The organism is Mesorhizobium sp. M0954 (assembly GCF_040319155.1).
Classification (GTDB): Bacteria; Pseudomonadota; Alphaproteobacteria; order Rhizobiales; family Rhizobiaceae; genus Mesorhizobium.
Genome location: NZ_JAMYNR010000009.1, coordinates 96,818 through 118,210, shown reverse-complemented (window position 1 = coordinate 118,210; position 21,393 = coordinate 96,818). Strand labels below are relative to the sequence as shown.

The following is a 21,393-nucleotide window of genomic DNA, read 5'->3' as shown; positions in this document are numbered from 1 at the left end:
AATCCTCTGGCTCGCCGTTGTTCAGACCGGCAGTCGGAACTGCTTGCGCAGGCTCTTGTCGAAAATCCCCGCGGGGGCAAAGCGGCGCAGCAGGCTGACCTGGCGCGCTGCGTTGCCAGCGGTATAGCGCCGTCGCGGGCGGGCATCGGTCGCTGCCTTGACAACCACATCCGCCACCACTTCCGGCCGATCGGCTTTGGGCATCACATCGCCCAGCAGCGCCTTGAGCCCGGCTCGAGCCCGATCGTATTCCTTCAACAGCGAATCCGGCTCGATGCCGTTCTGGTCGAAGACGGTGCGGACGAATGCCGGCTCGATGACGGAAACGCGGACGTTGAAGGCGCGCACCTCGTGGTCGAGCGATTCCGAATAGCCTTCGAGCGCGTGCTTGACCGCCGAGTAATGAGCTGAGTATGGCGCGGGTACCAGTCCCAGAATGGAGCCGATATTGATGATGCGCCCTTCGCCGCGCCGCCGCATCGACGGCAACACCGCATTGGTCATTCGCATGACGCCGAACAGATTGACGTCGAACAGGGCTTGTACCTGGGCGACCGAGGATTCCTCGGCGCCGCCTAGCAGACCGACACCGGCATTGTTGACCAGGAGGTCGATCCGGCCGGTCTGCGCGAGCACGTTGGCAACGAGCGCATTGACGGCCGCATCATCGGTCACGTCGCATGCCAGCATGGTCACTCCGCCCGGACCGTTACTGGTCTTGCGGCGACTTGTCCCGAAGACAGTGAAACCCGCCCGCGCCAAGGCCTCGGCGCTGGCGCGGCCGATGCCCGAGGAGGCTCCGGTCACGATTGCGGTCTTTTCAGAATTCCCGTTCATTTTTGATGTTCCAGGTTCGAGAGGTCTAGCTTATTTCCACGAATTGACTTATGATCGTAATATCAGATTATGAGCATAATGCAATAGCAGGACAGGAAAGAAAGACCATGCGCTATGAAAAGGGCCGAAAAGACGCGTCACGCAGCCGGATCATGGAGGTCGCCGCCGAACGTTTTCGATCTGACGGCATCGCGGCGTCCGGGCTGGCAACCATCATGAGCGACGCCGGGCTGACGAACGGCGCCTTCTATCCGCACTTCCAGTCGAAGGCGGAGCTCGTCCGTGAAAGCGTGGCGGCGGCCTTGGACGCGCAGTCGCATGAAGTGCAGGAAGCATTGGCCGCCGGCGGTCCGGAAATGGCCATAGAGACGTATCTATCGGCCGAGCACCGGGACAATCCTGGAAAGGGTTGCGCTTCGGCCGCGTTGTTGCCGGAAATCGCGCGGCAGCCGCCTGAAACGCGAGCCCTCTATGCCGAGCGCGCTCAATCCCTGGTGCGCCAGATAGCTGAAGCTCTGCCGCAGACGAACGATCCCGAGGGCGCTGCGTTGGGCATGTTTGCAACGCTCATCGGCGCGCTTCAACTCGCGCGCGCCGTGGAAGGAACGGAATTATCGGATCGTATCCTGGCGGCGGGAGCAGCTGCCGCAAAGGCGCTGATCCGGCCGGTTCAAGACGAGGTGGCCTCCTGAGGGCAGCCCGGACTATTCGGCCGGCTCGAATCTGCCTTGCACCAAGACTGTCTCCACCGGCCCAAGCGGATTGATGATCCGGCTCTCCAGGACTTCGATAAGTTTGCGTCCAACACCCGCCATATCCACGGAATGAACTCCGATCTTTGCCGGCAGGAAGCGTGCCAGCCGCGTGCTGTCACGGGTGACAATGTGAACGTCGCGGCCTGGTGTGAGACCCCGCTTGCCGAGAGCGTGCAACGCTCCCAGAAGGCCCAGTTCGTTGGCGCACGCCAAGCCCGTTGGCGGATCTGATGACGCCAGCAAGCGATCGAACCAGCCTGCGCTCGATTCCATGGTGAACATGCCATGACCGATCAACGACTGGTCGATCGGAATACCAGCCTCGGCCATTGCCCTTCCATACCCGGAAAGACGCGTGGCACTCGCCTGGTCCTCCGGAACGAGAAGTTGCAGCGCAATGCGTCGACAACCCTTATCCATGAGCCGCCGGGTCGCCTCGTAGGCAATCTGTTCATTGTCGACATCGACATAAGGATACGCGATATCCAGGTCGGTTCTTCCAAACGCGACGAACGGCATGCGTTTATCCAGAAGCAGCTTGACGCGCGGATCAGCCGACACCAGGCGCGTGATGACCAGGCCGTCTGCGCTGTGCGCCTGAAGCTGCCGCTGCACACTCTCAACGGGATCGTCGTCGGGAGTGGTGGAATAGATGGACAGACTATAACCGGCTTGCCGCGCCGCCAGCGTCATGCCTTCGATTAAAGGAAGCTTCAACAGATCGGACAGATGGTCTCGTGTTTCCATCGGGAGTACTGCCGTCAGCGTCTGCGTTCGACCGGTTTTGAGCGCGCGACCATGATGATTTGGTAAATAGCCGACCCGCTTAGCCGCCTCCTTGACGCGGGCTATGGTCGAGGGCTGCACTTCCGGTCCATCTTTCAGAGCGCGGGAAACCGTGGTCACCGAGAGGGAAAGTTCCGCGGCGATCTGCTTTAGATTGGCCATTGTTCGCCCGACTTCATTTGCGAAAGCGCCGGCTGATTTGCTGACCGCCATAACGTTACCGAATTCGACATCCCGGTCAATCGAAACTCCCGTAGGAAGCAGCTTGACTCCAGTGCATTGAGATGCAATCGTAACGTTACGATTACAAAATAATGGCTCTTTTGAGCGATGTTTGATAAAGTTGGGGAGGAGAACCTATGTCCTGGCTACGCATTTCCTTAACAGCATTCGCAATCTCGGCTGCCCTGCCCGTTCATGCGCAGACGGTCACCATCACGACCGCAGGTGGCGATTATGGTAACGCCATGAAGGAGGCCATGTGGGGCCCGGCTGCAAAAGAGCTTGGCTATGACGTCCGCGAGGAGACCCTAAGCGACGGCCTGGCCGCCTTGAAGATGCAGGTCACCTCGGGTGCGGTCACGACCGACGTCATTCACCTGGGCTCACCGGAAGGTGCCCAGGCGGCCGCACAATCGCTGCTGGAGCCACTCGACTACAAGATCATCGATCCGAAATCCGTGCCGGAGGGTGCAAAGTCCGACTACTGCTATCCGTTTGACTCCTATGGCACCGTCATGTCGTGGAACACCAAGACCTATGGCGAGAACCCGCCGAAGACGTGGGCGGAATTCTGGGATGTTGCCAAATTTTCTGGCCGTCGCGCGTTGCGCGCCAATGCGCAAGACTCGATCGAGATCGCGCTGCTCTCCGATGGCGTGGCACCGGCGGACGTCTATTCCGTGCTCAGCACCCCGGAAGGGCTAGAGCGCGCCATCAAGCGGCTTGAAGCGATCAAACCAGATGTCGCCGTGTGGTGGACCTCGGGCGCCCAGTCCGCGCAGTTGCTGAAAGACGGTGAGGCGGATTTGGTCATTACCTGGAACGGACGCGCCCAAACCGTGAAAGCAGATGGCGGCGCGGCTGACTACACGTTCAAGGGTTCGGTCATCGGCACGGACTGTCTTGGGGTGCCGAAGGGAGCGCCGAACAAGGAAGCCGCGATGAAGCTCATCGCAGCGATGACGCAGCCCGCGCGGGTTGCCAAGCTGACCGATTTCATTGCCTACGGCCCAGTCAATCCTGCGGCATATGAGGGTGGCCTTATTCCCGAGGACCGTCTGAAGACCCTTGCGACCGCGCCTGAAAATGCTGGCACTTCGGTGTTTTCCAATTCAGAATGGTGGGTCAAGAATGGCGAGGCTGCCCAAAGAGCCTTCGATGAAATGATGGCTCGCTGACTCTCAGCTCTGACGCATGTCGCGCAAAAATGTGCAGCGCGACAACGACATGCATGAAAACAAGAAACCTAAAGCGCGTCGCGTGAAGCCAGTCGAACGCGACGCGCTTTAAGGCTGGAGCACATGATGAAGTCGCTCGCGATCACCGTCGAAAGCGTGCACAAGGCTTATGGGTCCTACGTCGCACTGGATGATGTTTCGCTCGACATTCAGGCTGGCGAATTCCTCACGCTGCTAGGGCCATCGGGATCGGGCAAGACCACGTTACTCATGGCTCTGGCTGGTTTTGTCCGGCCGGATTCCGGTAAACTTTTCTTGGGCGATCGAGACATCACCCGCCTGCCGCCCAACAAACGAGACATCGGCATAGTATTCCAGAATTACGCCTTGTTTCCCCACATGAATGTCCTGGCGAACGTCGCGTATCCGCTGGTGCTGCGCAAGGTACCGAGAGCGGAGGCACGTCAGCGGGCGCTCGATACCTTGGCCCGGGTGAAGCTGGATGGCCTGGCGGAGCGCAATGTTGCCGCACTATCCGGCGGCCAACGTCAACGGGTGGCGTTGGCGCGGGCTATCGTCTTCGAACCGCGCGTGATGTTGATGGACGAGCCGCTGTCGGCGCTCGACAAGAATCTGCGCGAGACCATGCAGTATGAGATCCGGCGTCTGCATGATCATCTACGGATCACCACGATCTATGTGACGCACGACCAGCGCGAAGCGCTGATTATGTCTGACCGGATTGCGGTGATGAACTCTGGCCGCATCCAGCAGATAGATACGCCGCAGCGGATTTATGATCGTCCATCGACCCGCTTCGTCGCTGAGTTCATGGGCGAGGCTAACATTGTTGCCCCAGGCTCAGCGCGCAGAATCGACGGCGCCGAAGCATCACGCGAAACTCTGATGATCCGCGCCGAAAGCTTCCATCTCGATGCGAAACTCGTCGGCGGAGACGGAGTGGCTCTCGAAGGAATACTGCGCGCCAAAGCGTTCCGCGGCGAGAACTGGCTTTTGACGCTGGCGCTTGACGGCGGGCAAGAGGTTCTTGTCTGCATTCCGGCAGCGCTGGCCGGCGGCTGCGCCGAGCTTGCCGCCGGTCAGCGGATGACCGCATATGCACCAGCAGCGAAGGTTCACGCGATACCGGGAGCGATGGCGTGACCGTCGTCCGGGACCCGGCGCTCGCGGCGGATGCGCGGCGCGAGCGGCGGTTTTTTCTTTCACTTTCGCTCCCGGCGCTGTTCATCGTTGGGTTGGCGGCGATACTGCCCATCCTTTGGATCATCCGGCAGTCCTTCCTAACCACCGGGGGCGAGTACACCGTCGGCAACTACGAGAAGGTCCTTTCGAGCGGACTGACATGGTCGGCCCTCGTCACGACCCTCGAACTGTCCTTGGGTACGCTGGCGGCCTGCATTGTTCTCGGCACCCCTCTGGCGCTGGCTCTGGCCAGCGTCAGACCAAGGCTGGCCAACGTGCTCATGGCGTTCGTCATGCTGCCGCTGTGGACCTCCATTCTGGTGCGTACCTATGGTTGGCTCGTTCTCTTGCGGCGCGACGGCCTGATCAACGCGGCTTTGACCGGTTCAGGCCTGACGGCGGAGCCATTGCCGCTGGTCTACAACTTCACGGGAACGCTCATTGGCATGGTTCACTACATGCTGCCGCTCTTTCTGCTGCCTGTTTATGCTGCGATGCGCGATATCGACCCAAATCTCATTCGCGCGGCAGCGAGCATGGGGGCCACTCTCAGGCAGGTCGTCCGCACAGTCATTATGCCGCTTTCGGCGGGCGGCATCTTCTCGGGTTCGATTATCGTCCTCATCTACGCCATAGGTTTTTTCATCACGCCGGCGGTGCTTGGCGGCGGCAAGGTAAATCCTCTCTCTACCCGGATCGAGCGTACACTATCGACCTTTCAGGACTGGGGGTCGGCGAGCGTCCTGGGCATTCTGCTCCTCGTTCTTATGGCGCTGATCGGTGTGATGTTGCTGGCGGCACGCCGCCTGGTGGCCCAGAACACCGTGGAAGCCTCCCATGCTTGAAGCCTATCCGCAAAACAGGCTCGCCCGCATCTTGCTCTGGAGCTTTGCCGCTCTTGTCATGGCATTTCTGATGCTGCCGACGCTCGTGGTGGTGCCGCTTTCCTTTTCGGCGTCGAATCTCCTTGAGTTTCCGCCGCACGCCTACTCGTTGCGCTGGTACGAGAACTTCTTCGGCTCGGCAACGTGGATGGCCGCGCTCAGAACGAGTTTGATCCTTGGCACATTAACGGCGTTGATCGCGGTGCCATTTGCGCTGCTCGCCTGCATTTCAATGAATCGGCTGGGCGGAAAGACCGCTGCGGCCATCCAGAGCGTCCTGCTGACCCCCTCGATCACCCCAGGAATCCTGCTTGCGATCGGTCTCTTCTTCGTGTTGGCCGCACAACATCTGATCGGAACGCTATTCGGTGTGCTGGTCGGACATGTGGTGCTGGCCGTTCCGGTCGCCTGCATCGTGTTGCTACCCGCTCTCGCTCGCTTTGACTGGAACCAGGTTCAGGCGGCGCGCAGCCTCGGTGCAAACTGGGCCAGGGCCATTGGCGGAATAATCGTTCCGCAACTTCGGATCAGCTTGCTGTCAGCGACATTGATGGCGTTCCTGACTTCGCTCGACGAGTCTGTGATTTCGATCTTCATCGCAAGCGGTCGCAACAGCACGATGCCGAAGCTTATGTTCCTGTCGCTGCGCGATCAGATCGATCCGACCATTGCGGCGATCTCGACATTGTGGACCGTCATCGTCGTGGCCGTGGTCCTGATTGTGACCCTTCGCCAAAAATCCTGACCGAGACTGGAAACATGCCCACCAATCACCACGCGGCCGACGATCTGACGGATCATTCGACGGACATCCCTCAGGTAGGGTTGGCCATCATCACCGGATCGGCAAACTGGGGGCTTGCCTTCCCGGAAGATATCGAATTCGATGGTGTGCGCACCTTGCGGCGCGACATGAGTTTTGAAACACCTTTCGGTCGCACCGACAACTGGAAGCTGCTCGAGTTCGATGCGTCGATCACAGCCGAAGGGAGAGCAAAACGCGCGCTGTGCATGTATTCGCACGGCAATCCCCGCGACCGTATCGACCATTCCTGCCATCGCCGCGCGTTCTGGGTATTGATGCGGGCGGGTGTACGGCAAGTTCTCGCCTGCTCGACCGTAGGCGCCGTCAACAAGGCGATCCAGCCGGGCGACATGGTGGTGACTGCCGATATCATCGAACTGACGCAGACCCCGTTTTCACTGCTTCCTGACCGCCAGAGCTTTGACTGTTCGGGCAAGCAAATCGTGTGTCCAAGATGTGCGGCGGTTCTGGTCGAAACGGCCCGCCGTCATTGGCCAGCCGAATGCCGCGTTTATGGCATCGAACAGCAGTTGGTGGCTGCCCATTGTTATGGGCCGCGGCTGACAACGCCTGCCGAAGCCTTGGCGTATCGGGGCATGGGGGCGGATGTACTCAACCATTCCATCGCCCCTGAGGCGACCTTGTCGCGCGAGATCGGCGCGTGTTTCGTGCCTTGCGCGTTCGTGACGGCGGGCTTCAACGACTACATGGATCGCAATCGCCAGAAATTGCTGCAGGAGGACGTGCTGCCCAGTCTCTCCATGACAGCCTCGCGGGTCGCGCTGGAGACCGCCGCGCGACTTCCCGCTGATCCGGAATGCTCCTGTCACGGCTTGAAGTCGCCTCAGCCGAAAGAACGCTCCAGCCGGTTCTGAGACGACCTTGGTGCGCCGGATAGCTGAAGCTCTGCCACCGACCAACAATCCCGAGGGCGCTGCATTGGGCGTGTTTGCGACGTTCGAAACGTTGAGGGCGGCGTTTGAGGATTAGGGTCAAAACTCAATCAGACTGGCTGCCGCCAATGGCCCAGATGGGCGGAACTTGCCGTTTGAATTAGTCGGCGGGAATCAGCACAGAGCGCCATGAGCGGAAGCTTAGCAGGGGTCACGCCAGCGCCCAGTTAACGCTACGAAGCAGACCTTCAGCCTGTGCCGGAAGCGAGGCCCGGCTTACCAAGTGGCATATCCAGGAAGCGCGTCCCCCTCCTCAGCTAGGCACCGTTTTCGGCTCTACGCTATGCCTGCGCGACGAGCCCCTTCCTTAATCGCAGCGAGGGCCAGAGGATTGGTGACGGGATAGGTTCGGATGAAGTTCTCGACGGTGAACCTTGGAAACTCGACGGCAATCCGCCTGGCGATCGACTGCGCCTGCGCCGACTCTTCGAGCAGCGCGTGGCACAGGGCACGGAACATCAGAGTGACGGGAATATCCGGCGGACTTTGGCACAGCGACGACAGACTGTCGGCATAGCGACCGGCGACGAACCGCGCCCGGGCGAGCTGCGCGTAGTACCAACTCGGAGCCTGCGGATTGAGGCGAAACGCCCGTTCGGCGAGAGCACAGCCTTCTTCCGGATTTCCACACACGAGAGCTCGGCTTGAGGCGAGCATCGACAGCACATCGGCGTCATTGGGTGCCAGGGCCAGCGCCCGGTCGTATTCCTCTGCGGCCCCGCTGATATCGCCGTCAATGGCGCGGAGAGCGCCCATGTAAAGGCGCGTCATCGGATCGGTAGGGTCGAGCGCCAGAGCCTTTTCCACGCATTCTCGCCAGCGCTCGACCGAAGCGGCTGAATCTGGCGTGAAGGCATTGAAGGCATCGACCGCATGTGCCAATCCCAACGTCATCCAGGCCCGCGCGAAGCCGGGGTCGAGTTCCACGGCGCGGGACAGCATGCGTATGGCTTCTGCCCTCGCATCGGTCGTGAATCTGTCGTGCAGTTCCACCCCGAGTAGATAGCAGTCGTAAGCACCCAGGCTCGAGGGAGGCTTCCGCCGAGCCACCTCACGCCCGAGATTGGCGAGCTTGCCGAAAGTGCCTGCCAGGGCGTTGAAAACGTTCTGTGTGATGCTGTCCTGCATGAGAAAAAAATCATCGGTCGACTCGTCGAACCGCGCCGACCAAAGGTTGGCTCCGGTCCGGGTGTCGACCAGCTGCACCGCGACGCGGACACGCTGTCCGATCGCCTGGAGGGTGCCTTCCAGCAGGTAATCGGCGTTCAGTTCCCGTCCGACCGAGCGTGTGTCGCTCGCCCGTCCCCGATAGGACTGCATGGTCTGGCGCGAAATGACCGCAAGGTCGGGATAGCGCGCTAGGTCGCCGATCATGTCGGCCGACAGGCCGTCTGCCAGCCGCGTCCAGCCGTCGTCGGCGCTCAGGTTTTCGAACGGCAAAACCGCAATTACCGGCGGCTTACTGTCGTCGCCGGAAGAAAGGCGTGGTTTGGCACCGACGATCTTGCCCGCAGTAGCAGGGTCGATCAAGACGCGGTACACGCGAACCGGTTCGGCGATACTTTTCATTTTCTGCACGCCGAGTGAGGCAAAGCCGATCGGCACCTTTCCCCTCACATGGTCGCAGGCGGTGGCGGAAATCGCGATTCCTCCAGGTTCCGCCAGCCCTTGCAGCCGATCGGCGATGTTCACCGCGTCACCGTGGATGTCGTCACCCTCAACGATAACATCGCCCAGATTGATGCCGATGCGGAAATCAAGCCGCCGTTCTGGCTGCGTGAAAACGTTCACCTCCGCCTTCTGTTGCTGGATTTCGACCGCGCAGCGTAGGGCGTCGACCACACTGTGGAACTCGACCAACATCCCATCTCCCATGGTTTTCACCAGTCGACCATGGTGCGCAGCGATCCTTGGCTTGAATACTTCGTTCAGGTCGGTTCGGAAAAGCGCACGCGTACCCTCGTCGTCGATCTGGCTCAAGCGGCCATAGCCGACGACATCGGCAATCAGGACGGCTGCGAGATGACGTTCCATCCCCCAATCCTTCGCGGATTGTTACCCGCTTTCCAAGCTTACAGCAGGTCGCAGGTTGATGCCATTGCCGCCGCCCCTGAAAGACAGCTTTTCAGGTCTGTGTACTTTGCTGCATGAGAGCCCGAATGTCGGATAAGGGTCAACTTGCGTCGTCAGGGCTCTCGGCGTCAAAGGTCCAAGAGAGTTCGAAGTCGGTCGTTCAGAGTGATTGCGTTTTGACTCCAGTGCGCCGCGCGTCATTGGACGCGCAAAGGACGCTATAACACTTTGAATTTTGCATGACCCTTTCCGAACCGGAGGTCAGCGCAGCAAAACCATGCCGGTTTCCGGGGGGTCCCGCCCTAAGGCAGCCTGAACCGGTATTCGGTCACGTGATGGTAGATCTGCCCGGGCCACAGCGTGGCTTGCGGGAAATACGGCCGGTTCGGCGCATCCGGCCAGATTTGCGGCTCCAGGCAAAAGCCCGAAAACGCCTTGTAATGGCGTCCGCCCAGTCCAGGCGAGGACGGCGCCAGATACTGGCCGGTATAGAGCTGGACGCCCGGCTCGGTCGTCCAGAGCTCCATCTCGACGCCGGAATTCGCGCCTTGCGCCCACGACGCCTGCTTCAGCGGCCCGCGCGTTGAGGCGAGGCAGAAATTCTGGTCATAGGGGAGCTGTTCGCCCTCGGTCTCCATGCGCAGCGGCCGCGCCTGGCGAAAGTCGAAAGGCGTGCCGTCGACCGGCTTTACCGTGCCTGTCGGAATGAGATCCGCGTCGACCGGCAGATAGGCGCCGGCATTCAGCATCAGCCGGTGATCGAGAATGTCGCCGGCGCCGCCGTCATCCAGGTTGAAATAGGAATGCTGGGTGAGGTTGCAGAGCGTCGGCTCCTCGCAGGTGGCGGTCAGTTCGACGCTGAGCGTGCCGGGGATCTTGAGCCGGTAGGTGCAGGTCACGTCGAGCGCGCCGGGAAAGCCCATCGTGCCGTCGGGGTCGTGCAGGGTCAGCGTGACAAAATCCCTGCCATGCAGCGAAACCGCCCAGGCCCGGCGCGAAAAACCTTGCGAACCGCCATGCAGCGTGTGCTTTTCGAGGAAATTGCGCTCGGTCTGATAGCGTTTGCCGGCAAGCGTGAAGCGGCCGTCGCGGATACGGTTGGCATAGCGCCCGACGACGGTGCCGAAGAAGGCGGTGTCCGTCTCATAGTGCTCGAAACGATCATAGCCGAGCACCAGCGGCGCGTCGTGCCCGGCCAGACGCAGATCCTGGATGATCGCACCCAGCCCGATGATGTTGGCGGTGAGGCCGCCTCCACGGATGGTGAAGCGGCGGACGGCCTCGCCCGCCTGCGTCGTGCCGAAAACCTCGCCGTCCTTCATTGCCATGCTCGCAAGTTCATTGATCGATGCCAGCCTGGCCTTTCGAAGCGGCCCAGGATCGTTTTCGGTATTACCGCATCAGGCTTCTAGAGACCAAGTCCGCCGATGCAGACATATTTGGTGTCGAGATAATCCTCGATGCCCTGATGGCCGCCTTCCTTGCCGAGGCCCGATTCCTTGACGCCGCCGAACGGCGCTTCAGGGGTGGTGATGAGCCCTTCATTGACGCCGACCATGCCGTATTTCAGCCCTTCCATGACCCGGAAGGCGCGGCCGAGATCGCCGGTGTAGAAGTAGCAGGCCAGCCCGAACTCGGTGTCGTTGGCGAGTGCCACGGCCTCTTCCTCGGTTTCGAACTTGAATACCGGCGCCACCGGGCCGAAGATTTCTTCCTTCATGAAGCGCATCTTCGGCGTCGCATTGGCGATCACCGTCGGCTGGAAGAACGAGCCGCCGAGCGCGTGGCGCTTGCCGCCGGCGACGACCTTGCCGCCCTTGGCGGTAGCGTCGGCAATCAGCTCCTCGACCTTCTCCACCGCCTTTTCGTCGATCAGCGGTCCCTGCTGGACGCCTTCCTCGAGGCCGGAACCGACCTTCAGCCCGTTGCTCGCAGCAGCCAGCTTTTCGACAAACCGGTCGTAGATGCCGGCCTGCACCAGGAAGCGGTTGGTGCAGACGCAGGTCTGGCCGGAATTGCGGTACTTGGCGGTGATGGCGCCGGCGACGGCCCGCTCGAGATCGGCGTCATCGAAGACGATGAACGGGGCGTTGCCGCCGAGCTCCATCGACACTTTCTTGACCGTCACCGACGACTTCTGGATCAGGATCTTGCCGACCTCCGTCGAGCCGGTGAAGGTGATCTTCTTGACCAGCGGGTTGGCGCAGATCTCGTCGCCGATCTCACCGGCGGCGCCGGTCAGGATATTGATTACGCCTTTAGGGAAGCCGACTTCCTCGGCAAGCGCGCCCCAGGCAAGGCCGGAATAAGGCGTCTGCGACGCCGGCTTGACCACGGCGGTACAGCCGGCGGCAAGCGCCGGGCCAAGCTTGCGGGCCAGCATCGAGGATGGGAAATTCCACGGTGTGATGGCGGCGATGACGCCGACCGGTTCCTTGGTCACCAGGATACGGCGGTCCGCCCAGGGCGACGGCACGACGTCGCCATAGGTGCGGCGGCCTTCTTCGGCGAACCACAATATGTAGGACGCGGCCGAGCCGATCTCGCCCTTCGATTCGAACAGCGACTTGCCCTGTTCGATGGTCAGCAGTTCGGCCAACACGTCCTGATTATCCATCATCGCGTCGTGCAGCTTGCGCAACAGCTTCGAGCGTTCGAGCGCGGTGGTCTTGCGCCATGTCTGGAAGGCCGCATCGGCGGCTTCGATGGCGCGGCGGGTCTCGGCCTTGCCCGACTTCGGCACCGTGCCTATCTTGAGGCCGGTGGCAGGATTGTTGACGTCGACCGTCTGGCCTGAATCGGCCTGCACCCATTCGCCATTGATGAGATTGGCCTGCCGCATGAAATGGCTGGTCTTCTGAAGCATGATCTCGCCTCCGTTCGGCACCTGGCGGGCCGGTCGCTGATTTCGTGAATGGACGTGCGCGATAGCATCGCTAGAGCCACTGCTCTTAGCCCAGGGCAAGCCCCGCAAGCAATCACAAGATGGCATATAGGGTTTGGGCCAGCCAAAGCGAGAGGCGATGCAGCCGGGTTCTTATCCAAAAACCGGGTTCTTATCCAAAAATATGGACGACCACTGTCAGCCAAAACGCAGTGGTCACGACCGCACAGGCGGTGGCGATGGTCATCTGGTTCGACGCCAGCGCCTGGCCGGTGTTGAACTGCACCGCGATGAGATAGGAATTGATGCCGGACGGCAACGCCGCAACCATGACCGCCACCTTGGCCGTCAATGGCGGCAGGCCGATCAGCCAGACCAGGCCGAGAACCAGCGCCGGCATCAGGAACAGTTTCAGCGCCGACAGCGCCAGCGCCGGCCTTACATTGCCAGAAATGCCGAAACGGCGCAGGCTGAGACCCATGGCGAACAGCGCCACCGGGGCGGCCGTGCCGGCCAGCGCGTCGCTCAGCCGCGTCGCAAGCACCGGCAGCGGCGCACCGGTGAAGCGCCACGCCAGCCCGGCCAGTATGCCGATGATCAGCGGATTGATGAATACCCGCCTGAGAAAGCTCCTGACGACGCGGAGCGGATGCACAGGCTCGCTGCCGCCGCGGCCGAACATCTCGAAAAGGATGATCGAGGCCATCATCATCACCGGCAGGTGAATGGAAACGAGCAGTGACAGCACTTCGAACCCGGCCGGCCCGAACACGCCGATGATGAAGGGCGCGCCGAGGAGGACAACGTTGGAGTAGGACGACGACACGCCGCCGACGACGCCAGCGCGGGCGTCCCGCCCGAAGATGCGCGTAATGACCAGATGGCCGGCAGCCCAGGTAAGCGCCACTGCTGCGAAATAGGCGCCCCACAGCGACCACGGCGCCACGCCGTGGAAATCAGCCTTTACCATGGTCTGGAACAGTAAAAGCGGCATTGCCACGTTGATGGCGAATTCGGATACGCCCTCGCCGCTCGCCGGCTTCAAATAGCCGGTGAACCCGGCAAGATAGCCGAGCCCGACAAGACTGAAAACGAAGAGGACGGTTTCGGTAAGCGGAGACATTTTTCCCGTGATAGGCGAGGCTCGGCGGCGGCGCAATCGCCCTTCCCTCGCGAATGTACCGGCCAACAATCCGGCCGCTCGGATCTTGCCCGAATTTGCTCATGGTTGGATGCCAGCGCTATACAGGGTTGTTGGGGGGACGCGGCGAATGGGCGCTGTCGGAAATCAGCACTTCTTCAAGCAGGCGTGGCTGACGGCTTTCGTCGGCGCCATGCTTTGCCTCGTGGTGACCTCGGCTCATGCCGCGGAGCCGGCGAGCCTCAAGGGCGTGGCGCTGATTGTCGGCCAGTCGAAATACCAGCACATAGCGGCGCTCCCCAACCCCGCCAACGACGCCCGCGACATCGCCAAGATGCTGACCGATCTCGGCTTCGAGGCGCGCAGCGTCACCGACCGCGACACGGCAAAGCTGAAGCGCGACCTCGAGCGTTTCGCCGAGGATGCAGAGGACGCCGACGTCGCCTTGATCTACTATTCCGGCCACGGCATCGAGGCCGGCGGCGAAAACTATCTGGTGCCGGTCGACGCCGATGTTTCTTCATTGAAGGACGCCGATCAGGCCCTGGTGCCGATCTCCACCGTCATGGACGAATTGAAGACGACCGTGCCGGTAACGATCATGCTGCTCGATGCCTGCCGCACCAACCCGTTTCCGGCGGATGCGGTGCTGCGCCGGGCGCCCACGGCCTCGGCCTCGCCGATTGGCGCCGGTGGCCTGGAGCCGGTGCGCGGTGCCAGGGCACTGGCAAACGCGACCGCGACGGAAAATCTGGGAACGGTGATCGGCTTTGCCGCCGAGCCGGGGCGGCCGGCACTCGATGGCATCGTCGGCGAAAACAGCCCCTACGCAGCGGCACTTCTGCGCCATCTCGCGGCGATGAAGGGCACCGAGTTCGGCTCGGTCATGCGCATGGTGACAGAGGAGGTCTATCTCGACACCAAGGCAAAGCAGCGGCCATGGGTCAATGAAAGCCTGCGCCGGCTGCTCTATTTCGGCGTTGCACCGCAGGAGCCGACCGGCGACGACGGCCTGATCACCGGCGAGCGGCGGCAATTGCTGCTGACGATCGCCGAGTTGCCTGACCCCAAGCGGGTACAGGTCGAACTGGCCTCGCTGCAGGACGGCGTGCCGCTCGACGCGCTTTATGGCGTGCTGAAGGCGCTCGGCACCGAAAACATGCCGGAGGACCCCACCGACCTGCAAAAGCTGCTCGACGCCCAGGCCGAGCGCCTGAAGAAGTTGATCACCGAACGCAACGCCCTGCGCACCGACGACCCCGAGATCAGCCGCCTCGTCGCCTCGGCCGACAAGGCGATCGGCCAGGGCGCCATCGTCACCGCGCGCAACTTCCTCGACCAGGCGGTGGGCCGGGTCGAGCAGGCCAGCGGCGTGGTCGATCGGGCAGAGGATCTGGTCAGGCAGAAGCGTCTTGCCGACGCGGCGATCTATGCCAGGCGCGCCGACGCTTCGGCGCTGGTCTTCGACTATCTGTCGGCCGCCAACGATTACGGCAAGGCCTTCTCGCTGGTCGAGAAATGGGACGACAGGCTGCGCTGGAACTACAAGAACCAGGAGGCGGAAGCGCTTAACGCGCATGGCAACGCCACCGGCGACAGGCAAGCGCTGCAGCACGCCATCGACGCCTACCGCGTCATCCTGAACTTCATCCCCAACGGCGAGCAGAACCGCGACTGGGCGATCACCCGCAACAACATGGCGGTGGTGCTGCAGACGATCGGCGAGCGCGAGCGCCAAATCGACCGGCTGGAAGAGGCAGCGAACATCTTTCGCGATTCGCTTGCCGTGTTCGAGCGCGAGAAGGATGATCTCAACTGGGCGGCCGCCCAGAATAACCTGGCCAATGTGCTGTTGAAGATCGGCGAACGCGAGAGCGACCCGAAACGCCTGAACGAGGCGGTGGTGGCGATGCGCGCCACGCTGGAGAAGCGGCCGCGCGACAAAGTCCCGCTGGATTGGGCCGCCTCGCAAAGCAACCTTGGCCTTGCGCTTTACGCGCTTTCGGAGCGCGAACCGGACGGCGAGCGCCTGGCCGAGGCCGAGGCCGCCTACCGGCTGGCGCTTGAAGAATATACGCGCGAAAAGGCGCCCGTTCAGTGGGCGATGGTCCAGAACAACCTCGGCAATACGCTGGTGTCTCTGGGCACGCAACGCAACGACAAGGCAAAAATCGACGAGGCAGCCGACGCCTTCCGCGCCGCGCTCGAAATCCGCACACGCGATACCTTCCCGCTCTCCTGGGCGAGCAGCCGTCTCAATCTGGGTAACGCGCTGAGCAGTGCTGCCCGTTTCGATCTCGGCACCGGCCTGCTCGAAGAGGCGGCTGCCGCCTATGGCGACGCGCTGACCATATTCACACGCCAGCGTTTTCCGACGGATTGGGCTTCGGCGGAGAACAATCTCGGCTCGATCTACCAGACGCTCGGCCAGCGCACGCGCGATCCTGCCAGGCTTGAGCAATCGGCTGCTGCATACCGGGCGGCACGGCGCGTCTATACCAAAAAGGAGTTTCCGCTCGACTGGGCGATGACCCACTACAATCTCGGCAACACGCTGCAACTGCTCGGCGGCGTGACCGACAAGCCGGTGCATTACGAGGCGGCGATCGAGGCCTATCGCGATGCACTGCGCGAATACAAGCGCGAGACGACGCCGCGGCAATGGGCACTGGCGCAGGCCGGCCTCGGCTCGGCGCTGCAATGGCTGAGCATGAGCGAGGCCGACCCCGGCAAACTGGCCGCATCGATCGCCGCGCGCCGGGCGGCGCTGGAGGTGCTGACCTTCGAGACCTCGCCCGTCGACTGGGCAAACGCGCAGAACGGCATCGGCATGAGCCTGACCAATCTCGGCAATCTCGAACGCACCGGCAAATATCTGGATGAAGCCGAAGCCGCCTTCGAGGCGACACTCAAGGTCTTCACCCGCGAAAGCCAGCCGATGCAATGGGCCTTCGAGCAGAACAATCTCGGCGACGTCCACTGGAACCGCGGCAGCTATGGCGGTGGCAATGCCGAATACCAAAAGGCGATCGAATTCTTCGAAAACGCCAAGCAGGGCTTTACCGAAGCCGGCTACACACTCCCGATCCCGCTGACCGACCGCAAGATCGATCTGGTGAAGAAGCAGATAGCGAAGAAATAGGCGTTTCGGCCGCAGGTTGCACTCGGCTTGTCTTTCAGCCGGCTTTGCCGTCCCTATATGCCGGTCACCGGGGACCTGCCTGCCGGTCACCCGAAAAGGATGTCTGATGCTTCGATTTGTGCTGGCGCTGCTGTTGCTTGCCGTTTCCGCCACAGCCCATGCGACGGAAGCCGGCTGGGCGCTGCTGCGCGACGGCGGGCATGTGGTCCTGCTTCGCCATGCCATGGTCACAGGCACCACCGATGCGGCCAATTTCGACCTCGGCAAATGCGCCACCCAGGTCAATCTCTCGGAGCGCGGCAAGCAACAGGCGCGCAAGATCGGCGCGCTGTTTGGCGCCCGCGCCGCACCGGTCGAGCGCGTGCTGTCCAGCCGCTATTGCCGCTGCCTCGAGACCGCCCGCATTGCTTTCGAAAGCGAGCCGGAGCCGTTCGCACCGCTTGACCTGCTGAAGACCGACGAAAAGGAGAAGGCCGCCCAGATCGCTGCGATCCTGGCCGAGATCCGCGGCTATTCCGGCTCCGACAATCTGGTCATGGTCACGCATCTCGAAGACATCAAGGAATTGACCGGCATCTCGCCGCGTGAAGGCGAAGCCGTGGTCGTCGAGCCGCAAGGCGACGGCCTGCGGGTACTCGGCCGCGTTACCTTCTGACCGGGCCGGAGCCGGTTGAAGTGAAAATCTAGCGCTTGGTACCTTAAGCGGAATACCGGTTCCGACCCGCGATGAGGTCTTGGTCGAGTCCAAGGTCGACATTGACCTTAGTCAGGAGCAACGAGCGCTTTTAACGAAAGCGAATGCGATGCCACCGTCTCATCAGGACTTCCGAGCCGTGACAACGGGCAGGTTTTCGTCCTTACTTTGCCGGCCGGAGCCTCAGCGGCCGAAAAAAGGCCCGGATGTCCTCGACCAGGAGTTCGGGTTGCTCAATCGCCGCGAAATGTCCGCCTTTCGGCATGTCGGTCCAGCGCTCGACACGGAAGACTCGCTCGACCCAGGAGCGAGGTGGCATAGGAAGCTCTCGAGGGAAGACTGCAACGCCGAGGGGCGGTGTTATTCGCTCCCTTGGCCCGAAGATCAGGGGGCAGAGCCGGTTCTCTTTGTAAATCCGGAGCGAGGCCTCGATCGTGTTACCGAACCAGTAGAGCGAGATGTCTGTAAGCAGCGTGTCTAGAGGGATGGCGCGTTCGAGTTCGCCTTCGCAGTCGCTCCAACTGCGGAACTTCTCGGCAATCCATGCGGCTAGCCCGATTGGGGAATCTGTCAGTGCAAAGGCTAGCGTCTGGGGCTTGGTCCCCTGCAGAAAAGCGTAGGCCCCCTCCGTTGCGGCGAAATTCGCCGCACTGTCGAGGAATGCCTTCTCCTCCGGCGTGACAGGTGGGTCGTCGCGACCGAGGGTCGGGCGGAAACTGCCTGGAATGTAATTCAGGTGCAATCCGATAAGGTCGTCCGGGTAAAGCCGAGCGAGCCAGGTCGAGACGCCTGCGCCGATGTCGCCACCTTGTGCGGCGAAGCGATCATATCCCAGTTCGCGCATCAGCCCCCGCCACAGCTTCGCGACACGCTTTGAGCTAACGCCGGCCTGATGCGGCGGGGACGAGAAGCCGAAACCCGGAAGCGACGGTGCGACGACATCGAAGGCGTCCTCGGCATCCCCGCCGTATTTGGCAGGATCCGTGAGCAGCGGGATGACGTGCTCGAACTCGGCGAAGGAGCCGGGCCAGCCATGAGTGAGGATCAACGGCAAGGGTGCTGACCCCTTTCCTTTCTGGTGAACGAAATGGATGTCGCACCCGTCAATCGTGACCCTAAACTGAGGCAACAGGTTCAGACGTTTTTCGTGATCGCGCCACCTGAAATCGTACTCCCAGTAACGTGAAAGCTTTCTGAGGAAATCAACGTCAGTACCGTCGTCCCATCCGTATGCGAAGATCGACGACGGCCATCTTGTCGATTGGATACGACGCCGTAGGTACTCGATCTGTTCATCCGGGATGTGGATGTGGAAGGAATGCATGGCCACGGGTGTTGCTCCGATCAGCGGCGAAGAATTGTCCCCATCATCAAGGCACAGAACGCAGGAAACCTCACTGAGCGACCGCTTTGTCCGCTACTTGCTCGTTCCCATCTACGAGACGAAGGTAACATTCCACCCTTAGTGGCAATTCGTTTAAGTTACTTGGCGTCAGATTTTCACCGCTACCAGCCAAGCGTCGACACGGAGCTTCCATCCCTCGATCATGTCCGCGAACGCGTCCTCTGTAAGTTCGGACAGATAGGATGCTCCTGCCGGGCTCCAAGGCCGTGAACGCATAGGTAATCGACGCCTCCGTGCCTCCGTTAGTGGTCGGTCGGCAGGCCACCTCGACAAATCCGAAACGCGAATCCGCGTAACGCGAACATAGCGGATGCGATACGCCAGCCGTCCACCCACAGGGTCTCTCCGATCGGCGTGAACAGCGGGAAGCCGCGGTCGATCGGCCCCGAAAGCACGATGCTGTGGCTGCGCTCAAGATGGCTCGTCATCCGCCCTCCCCGCCGGTTTCCGCCAGACCGTGGCTGTCCGCTGCGGCAAGCTCCATTTCGTAGATGCGCTTCAATTGGCCGATTGTTTCCAGGGTCGCCGCGGAGAACGGTGTCCGGCCTTCGAAAGCATGCAGCAGGATGCCCTCGATGAGGTCACCCAGGCTCATGTCGCGATGCTCAGCCAAGGCCTTGAGCACCTTCACCAATCGTTTTTCCAGGCGCACCCCGGTCTGCACGCGTTCTATGGTCATAGATCTTTGTACCATGGTACATTGGTACACCCAATGGTCAGAGATGGGGCGGTTTCGGCATATCGCCGGGGGTTACCAGCGACCCCTATTGCTCTGCCTGGGCAGCAATCCCATCTGCGCGCGGCGTATCAGGCCTTTTCCTGCCCGGAAAAACCGATTAGACAGCCCAAAACACATGCGGACAGATTCCGCCCGCAATCGAAGGAAAAGCCCTTGTCCACCACGTTCGACAAAGTCGCCAAGATCATCGCCGACACCAGCGAGATCGACATCGAGACGATCACGCCCGAAAGCCACACCATCGACGATCTCGGCATCGACAGCCTCGACTTCCTCGACATCGTCTTTGCCATCGACAAGGAATTCGGCATCAAGGTGCCGTTGGAAAAGTGGACGCAGGAAGTCAATGACGGCAAGGCTTCGACCGACGACTATTTCGTCATGAAGAACCTGTGCGCCAAGATCGACGCGCTCGTCGCCGCCAAGAACGCCACGTGAACACAGCGCCTGACGCGCCCGACCCACAACAGCCTCCCATGAACCCCCACGACGTCGTCATATCAGGCATCGGCCTTGTCTCGTCACTGGGCGAGGGTCCGGATGCGCATTGGCAAAAGCTCCTCCAGCCACGGCTTGAGCCGGTTCTGGAGGCCTCGCGCTTCTCGCCCTATACGGTCCATCCTCTGCCCGAGATCGACTGGAACCTGCAGATCGCCAAGCGTGGCGACCAGCGGCAGATGGAAACCTGGCAGAGGCTCGGCACCTATGCGGCCGGCCTTGCGCTCGACGATGCCGGCATCAAGGGTAATGACGAACTCTGCGCGACCATGGACATGGTGGTGGCCGCCGGCGGCGGCGAGCGCGACGAGGCGGTCGATGCGGCCATTCTCGCGGCATCGGAAAGCCGCAATGACCGCGACGTGCTGCTCAACGAGAAGCTGACCACCGAATTGCGTCCGACGCTGTTTCTGGCACAGCTTTCCAACCTGCTCGCCGGCAACATCTCGATCGTCCACAAGGTGACGGGGTCGTCGCGCACCTTCATGGGCGAGGAAGGTGCCGGCGTTGCCGCTGTCGAGACCGCGGCCGCGCGCATCCGCTCCGGCCAGTCGACGCATATACTGGTCGGCGGCGCTTTCCAGACCGAACATTCCGACATGCTGCTCGGCTATGAACTGGCCGGCTACCTGCATCGCGGTCCGTGGCGGCCGGTCTGGCAGAGGCAAGGTGCCGAAGGCGGCGGCGTGGTGACCGGATCCGGCGGCGCGTTTCTCGTCCTGGAGCAGCGCGAGCATGCGGAAAGCCGTGGCCGGAAGATCTATGCGGAACTCGGCCCGGTCCTGTCCGGTCGCGCCAGGCGCCGGCGGGACGAACTCGACGGCGAGATCGCCGTGCTGTTGAAGCAAGCCGCATTGCCGAATGGCGAGCTGCTCGCGATCTCCGGCGCTTCGGGCGCCCATGCCGCGACCGCCGCCGAGAAATCGGCGCTCGACGCCAATCCGGCGATCGCCGCACGCGGCTTTTCGACGCTGACTGGCCACATGAAGGAAGCGCAGTTCCCCTTTGCCGTGGCGCTGGCGGCGCTGGCTGTCGACCGCAAGGCCGCCTATCCTGTCTTCGACGCCACAGTCGAAAAACCGTTTGCCGGTGTCCCGAAGACCGTCCTTGCAACGGCGATCGGCTATCACCAATTCGAGGGCATGGCGCTGATCAAAGCCGCCTAGAGCATCGGACCGAAAAGTGTGGCGCGGT

19 protein-coding genes are annotated in these 21,393 nt (G+C 61.8%); 10 read left to right on the top strand and 9 right to left on the bottom strand.

Annotated features, from left to right (window positions below; genetic code table 11):
- Positions 1 to 21 precede the first annotated feature (21 nt).
- Positions 22 to 837, bottom strand: a complete 816-nt coding sequence (locus NKH93_RS14660; RefSeq protein WP_352470337.1) for an oxidoreductase — start codon at positions 835 to 837, stop codon at positions 22 to 24.
- Positions 838 to 944: 107 nt separating this feature from the next.
- Between NKH93_RS14660 and NKH93_RS14655 the strand changes: the two genes are divergently transcribed.
- Positions 945 to 1,529 (top strand): TetR/AcrR family transcriptional regulator, encoded by a 585-nt coding sequence (locus NKH93_RS14655; protein ID WP_352451959.1) that lies wholly within the window; start codon positions 945 to 947, stop codon positions 1,527 to 1,529.
- A gap of 12 nt (positions 1,530 to 1,541) precedes the next feature.
- Here the strand turns inward: NKH93_RS14655 and NKH93_RS14650 are convergent, their stop codons facing one another.
- Positions 1,542 to 2,591 carry a LacI family DNA-binding transcriptional regulator gene (locus tag NKH93_RS14650; protein WP_352816936.1) on the bottom strand — a complete coding sequence of 350 codons (1,050 nt, stop codon included), beginning with the start codon at positions 2,589 to 2,591 and terminating at the stop codon, positions 1,542 to 1,544.
- A gap of 146 nt (positions 2,592 to 2,737) precedes the next feature.
- Here NKH93_RS14650 and NKH93_RS14645 point away from each other — a divergent pair, with 146 nt between their 5' ends.
- The 5 genes from NKH93_RS14645 to NKH93_RS14625 all read left to right on the top strand — a co-directional run bounded on the left by NKH93_RS14645 (position 2,738) and on the right by NKH93_RS14625 (position 7,545).
- The gene (locus tag NKH93_RS14645) at positions 2,738 to 3,778 is read left to right on the top strand and encodes an ABC transporter substrate-binding protein (RefSeq protein ID WP_023676450.1); all 1,041 of its coding nucleotides are present in this window, start codon (positions 2,738 to 2,740) and stop codon (positions 3,776 to 3,778) included.
- 126 nt (positions 3,779 to 3,904) lie between these two features.
- The gene (locus NKH93_RS14640; protein ID WP_352816939.1) at positions 3,905 to 4,942 is read left to right on the top strand and encodes an ABC transporter ATP-binding protein; all 1,038 of its coding nucleotides are present in this window, start codon (positions 3,905 to 3,907) and stop codon (positions 4,940 to 4,942) included.
- Positions 4,939 to 5,826, top strand: a complete 888-nt coding sequence (locus NKH93_RS14635; RefSeq protein WP_352816942.1) for an ABC transporter permease — start codon at positions 4,939 to 4,941, stop codon at positions 5,824 to 5,826. The genes NKH93_RS14640 and NKH93_RS14635 overlap by 4 nt, the downstream gene beginning before the upstream one ends.
- Positions 5,819 to 6,610: an ABC transporter permease gene (locus tag NKH93_RS14630; RefSeq protein WP_352804038.1), complete on the top strand. Its 792-nt coding sequence runs from the start codon at positions 5,819 to 5,821 to the stop codon at positions 6,608 to 6,610. Before NKH93_RS14635 ends, NKH93_RS14630 begins: the two co-directional genes overlap by 8 nt.
- 80 nt (positions 6,611 to 6,690) lie before the next feature.
- On the top strand, positions 6,691 to 7,545 hold the full coding sequence (locus NKH93_RS14625) for a phosphorylase family protein (protein WP_352970697.1): 855 nt from the start codon (positions 6,691 to 6,693) through the stop codon (positions 7,543 to 7,545).
- Positions 7,546 to 7,899: 354 nt separating this feature from the next.
- On the opposite strand, the gene NKH93_RS14620 is transcribed toward NKH93_RS14625, so the two are convergent.
- The 4 genes from NKH93_RS14620 to NKH93_RS14605 all read right to left on the bottom strand — a co-directional run bounded on the left by NKH93_RS14620 (position 7,900) and on the right by NKH93_RS14605 (position 13,703).
- Positions 7,900 to 9,657: an adenylate/guanylate cyclase domain-containing protein gene (locus tag NKH93_RS14620; protein ID WP_352816946.1), complete on the bottom strand. Its 1,758-nt coding sequence runs from the start codon at positions 9,655 to 9,657 to the stop codon at positions 7,900 to 7,902.
- A gap of 341 nt (positions 9,658 to 9,998) precedes the next feature.
- Positions 9,999 to 11,024 carry an aldose epimerase family protein gene (locus NKH93_RS14615; RefSeq protein ID WP_352816948.1) on the bottom strand — a complete coding sequence of 342 codons (1,026 nt, stop codon included), beginning with the start codon at positions 11,022 to 11,024 and terminating at the stop codon, positions 9,999 to 10,001.
- An 80-nt stretch (positions 11,025 to 11,104) separates the two neighbouring features.
- Positions 11,105 to 12,562 carry an NAD-dependent succinate-semialdehyde dehydrogenase gene (locus NKH93_RS14610; RefSeq protein WP_352539695.1) on the bottom strand — a complete coding sequence of 486 codons (1,458 nt, stop codon included), beginning with the start codon at positions 12,560 to 12,562 and terminating at the stop codon, positions 11,105 to 11,107.
- Positions 12,563 to 12,752: 190 nt separating this feature from the next.
- The gene (locus NKH93_RS14605; protein WP_292659709.1) at positions 12,753 to 13,703 is read right to left on the bottom strand and encodes an AEC family transporter; all 951 of its coding nucleotides are present in this window, start codon (positions 13,701 to 13,703) and stop codon (positions 12,753 to 12,755) included.
- A 148-nt stretch (positions 13,704 to 13,851) separates the two neighbouring features.
- Here NKH93_RS14605 and NKH93_RS14600 point away from each other — a divergent pair, with 148 nt between their 5' ends.
- On the top strand, positions 13,852 to 16,863 hold the full coding sequence (locus NKH93_RS14600) for a caspase family protein (protein ID WP_352970694.1): 3,012 nt from the start codon (positions 13,852 to 13,854) through the stop codon (positions 16,861 to 16,863).
- A gap of 106 nt (positions 16,864 to 16,969) precedes the next feature.
- Entirely contained in the window at positions 16,970 to 17,518 is a 549-nt protein-coding gene (locus tag NKH93_RS14595; protein ID WP_352454578.1) for a histidine phosphatase family protein, read from the top strand.
- A 202-nt stretch (positions 17,519 to 17,720) separates the two neighbouring features.
- On the opposite strand, the gene NKH93_RS14590 is transcribed toward NKH93_RS14595, so the two are convergent.
- The 3 genes from NKH93_RS14590 to NKH93_RS14580 form a co-directional block, all read right to left on the bottom strand.
- The gene (locus tag NKH93_RS14590; protein ID WP_352970802.1) at positions 17,721 to 18,881 is read right to left on the bottom strand and encodes an epoxide hydrolase family protein; all 1,161 of its coding nucleotides are present in this window, start codon (positions 18,879 to 18,881) and stop codon (positions 17,721 to 17,723) included.
- A gap of 323 nt (positions 18,882 to 19,204) precedes the next feature.
- Positions 19,205 to 19,390: a hypothetical protein gene (locus NKH93_RS14585; protein ID WP_352816954.1), complete on the bottom strand. Its 186-nt coding sequence runs from the start codon at positions 19,388 to 19,390 to the stop codon at positions 19,205 to 19,207.
- Positions 19,387 to 19,641 carry a ribbon-helix-helix domain-containing protein gene (locus NKH93_RS14580; RefSeq protein ID WP_352816957.1) on the bottom strand — a complete coding sequence of 85 codons (255 nt, stop codon included), beginning with the start codon at positions 19,639 to 19,641 and terminating at the stop codon, positions 19,387 to 19,389. Before NKH93_RS14580 ends, NKH93_RS14585 begins: the two co-directional genes overlap by 4 nt.
- A 213-nt stretch (positions 19,642 to 19,854) precedes the next feature.
- Here NKH93_RS14580 and NKH93_RS14575 point away from each other — a divergent pair, with 213 nt between their 5' ends.
- Both NKH93_RS14575 and NKH93_RS14570 read left to right on the top strand, forming a co-directional pair.
- Positions 19,855 to 20,139 (top strand): acyl carrier protein, encoded by a 285-nt coding sequence (locus tag NKH93_RS14575; RefSeq protein ID WP_023719977.1) that lies wholly within the window; start codon positions 19,855 to 19,857, stop codon positions 20,137 to 20,139.
- A 38-nt stretch (positions 20,140 to 20,177) separates the two neighbouring features.
- Positions 20,178 to 21,365 carry a beta-ketoacyl-ACP synthase gene (locus tag NKH93_RS14570; RefSeq protein WP_352816959.1) on the top strand — a complete coding sequence of 396 codons (1,188 nt, stop codon included), beginning with the start codon at positions 20,178 to 20,180 and terminating at the stop codon, positions 21,363 to 21,365.
- Positions 21,366 to 21,393: the final 28 nt, after the last annotated feature.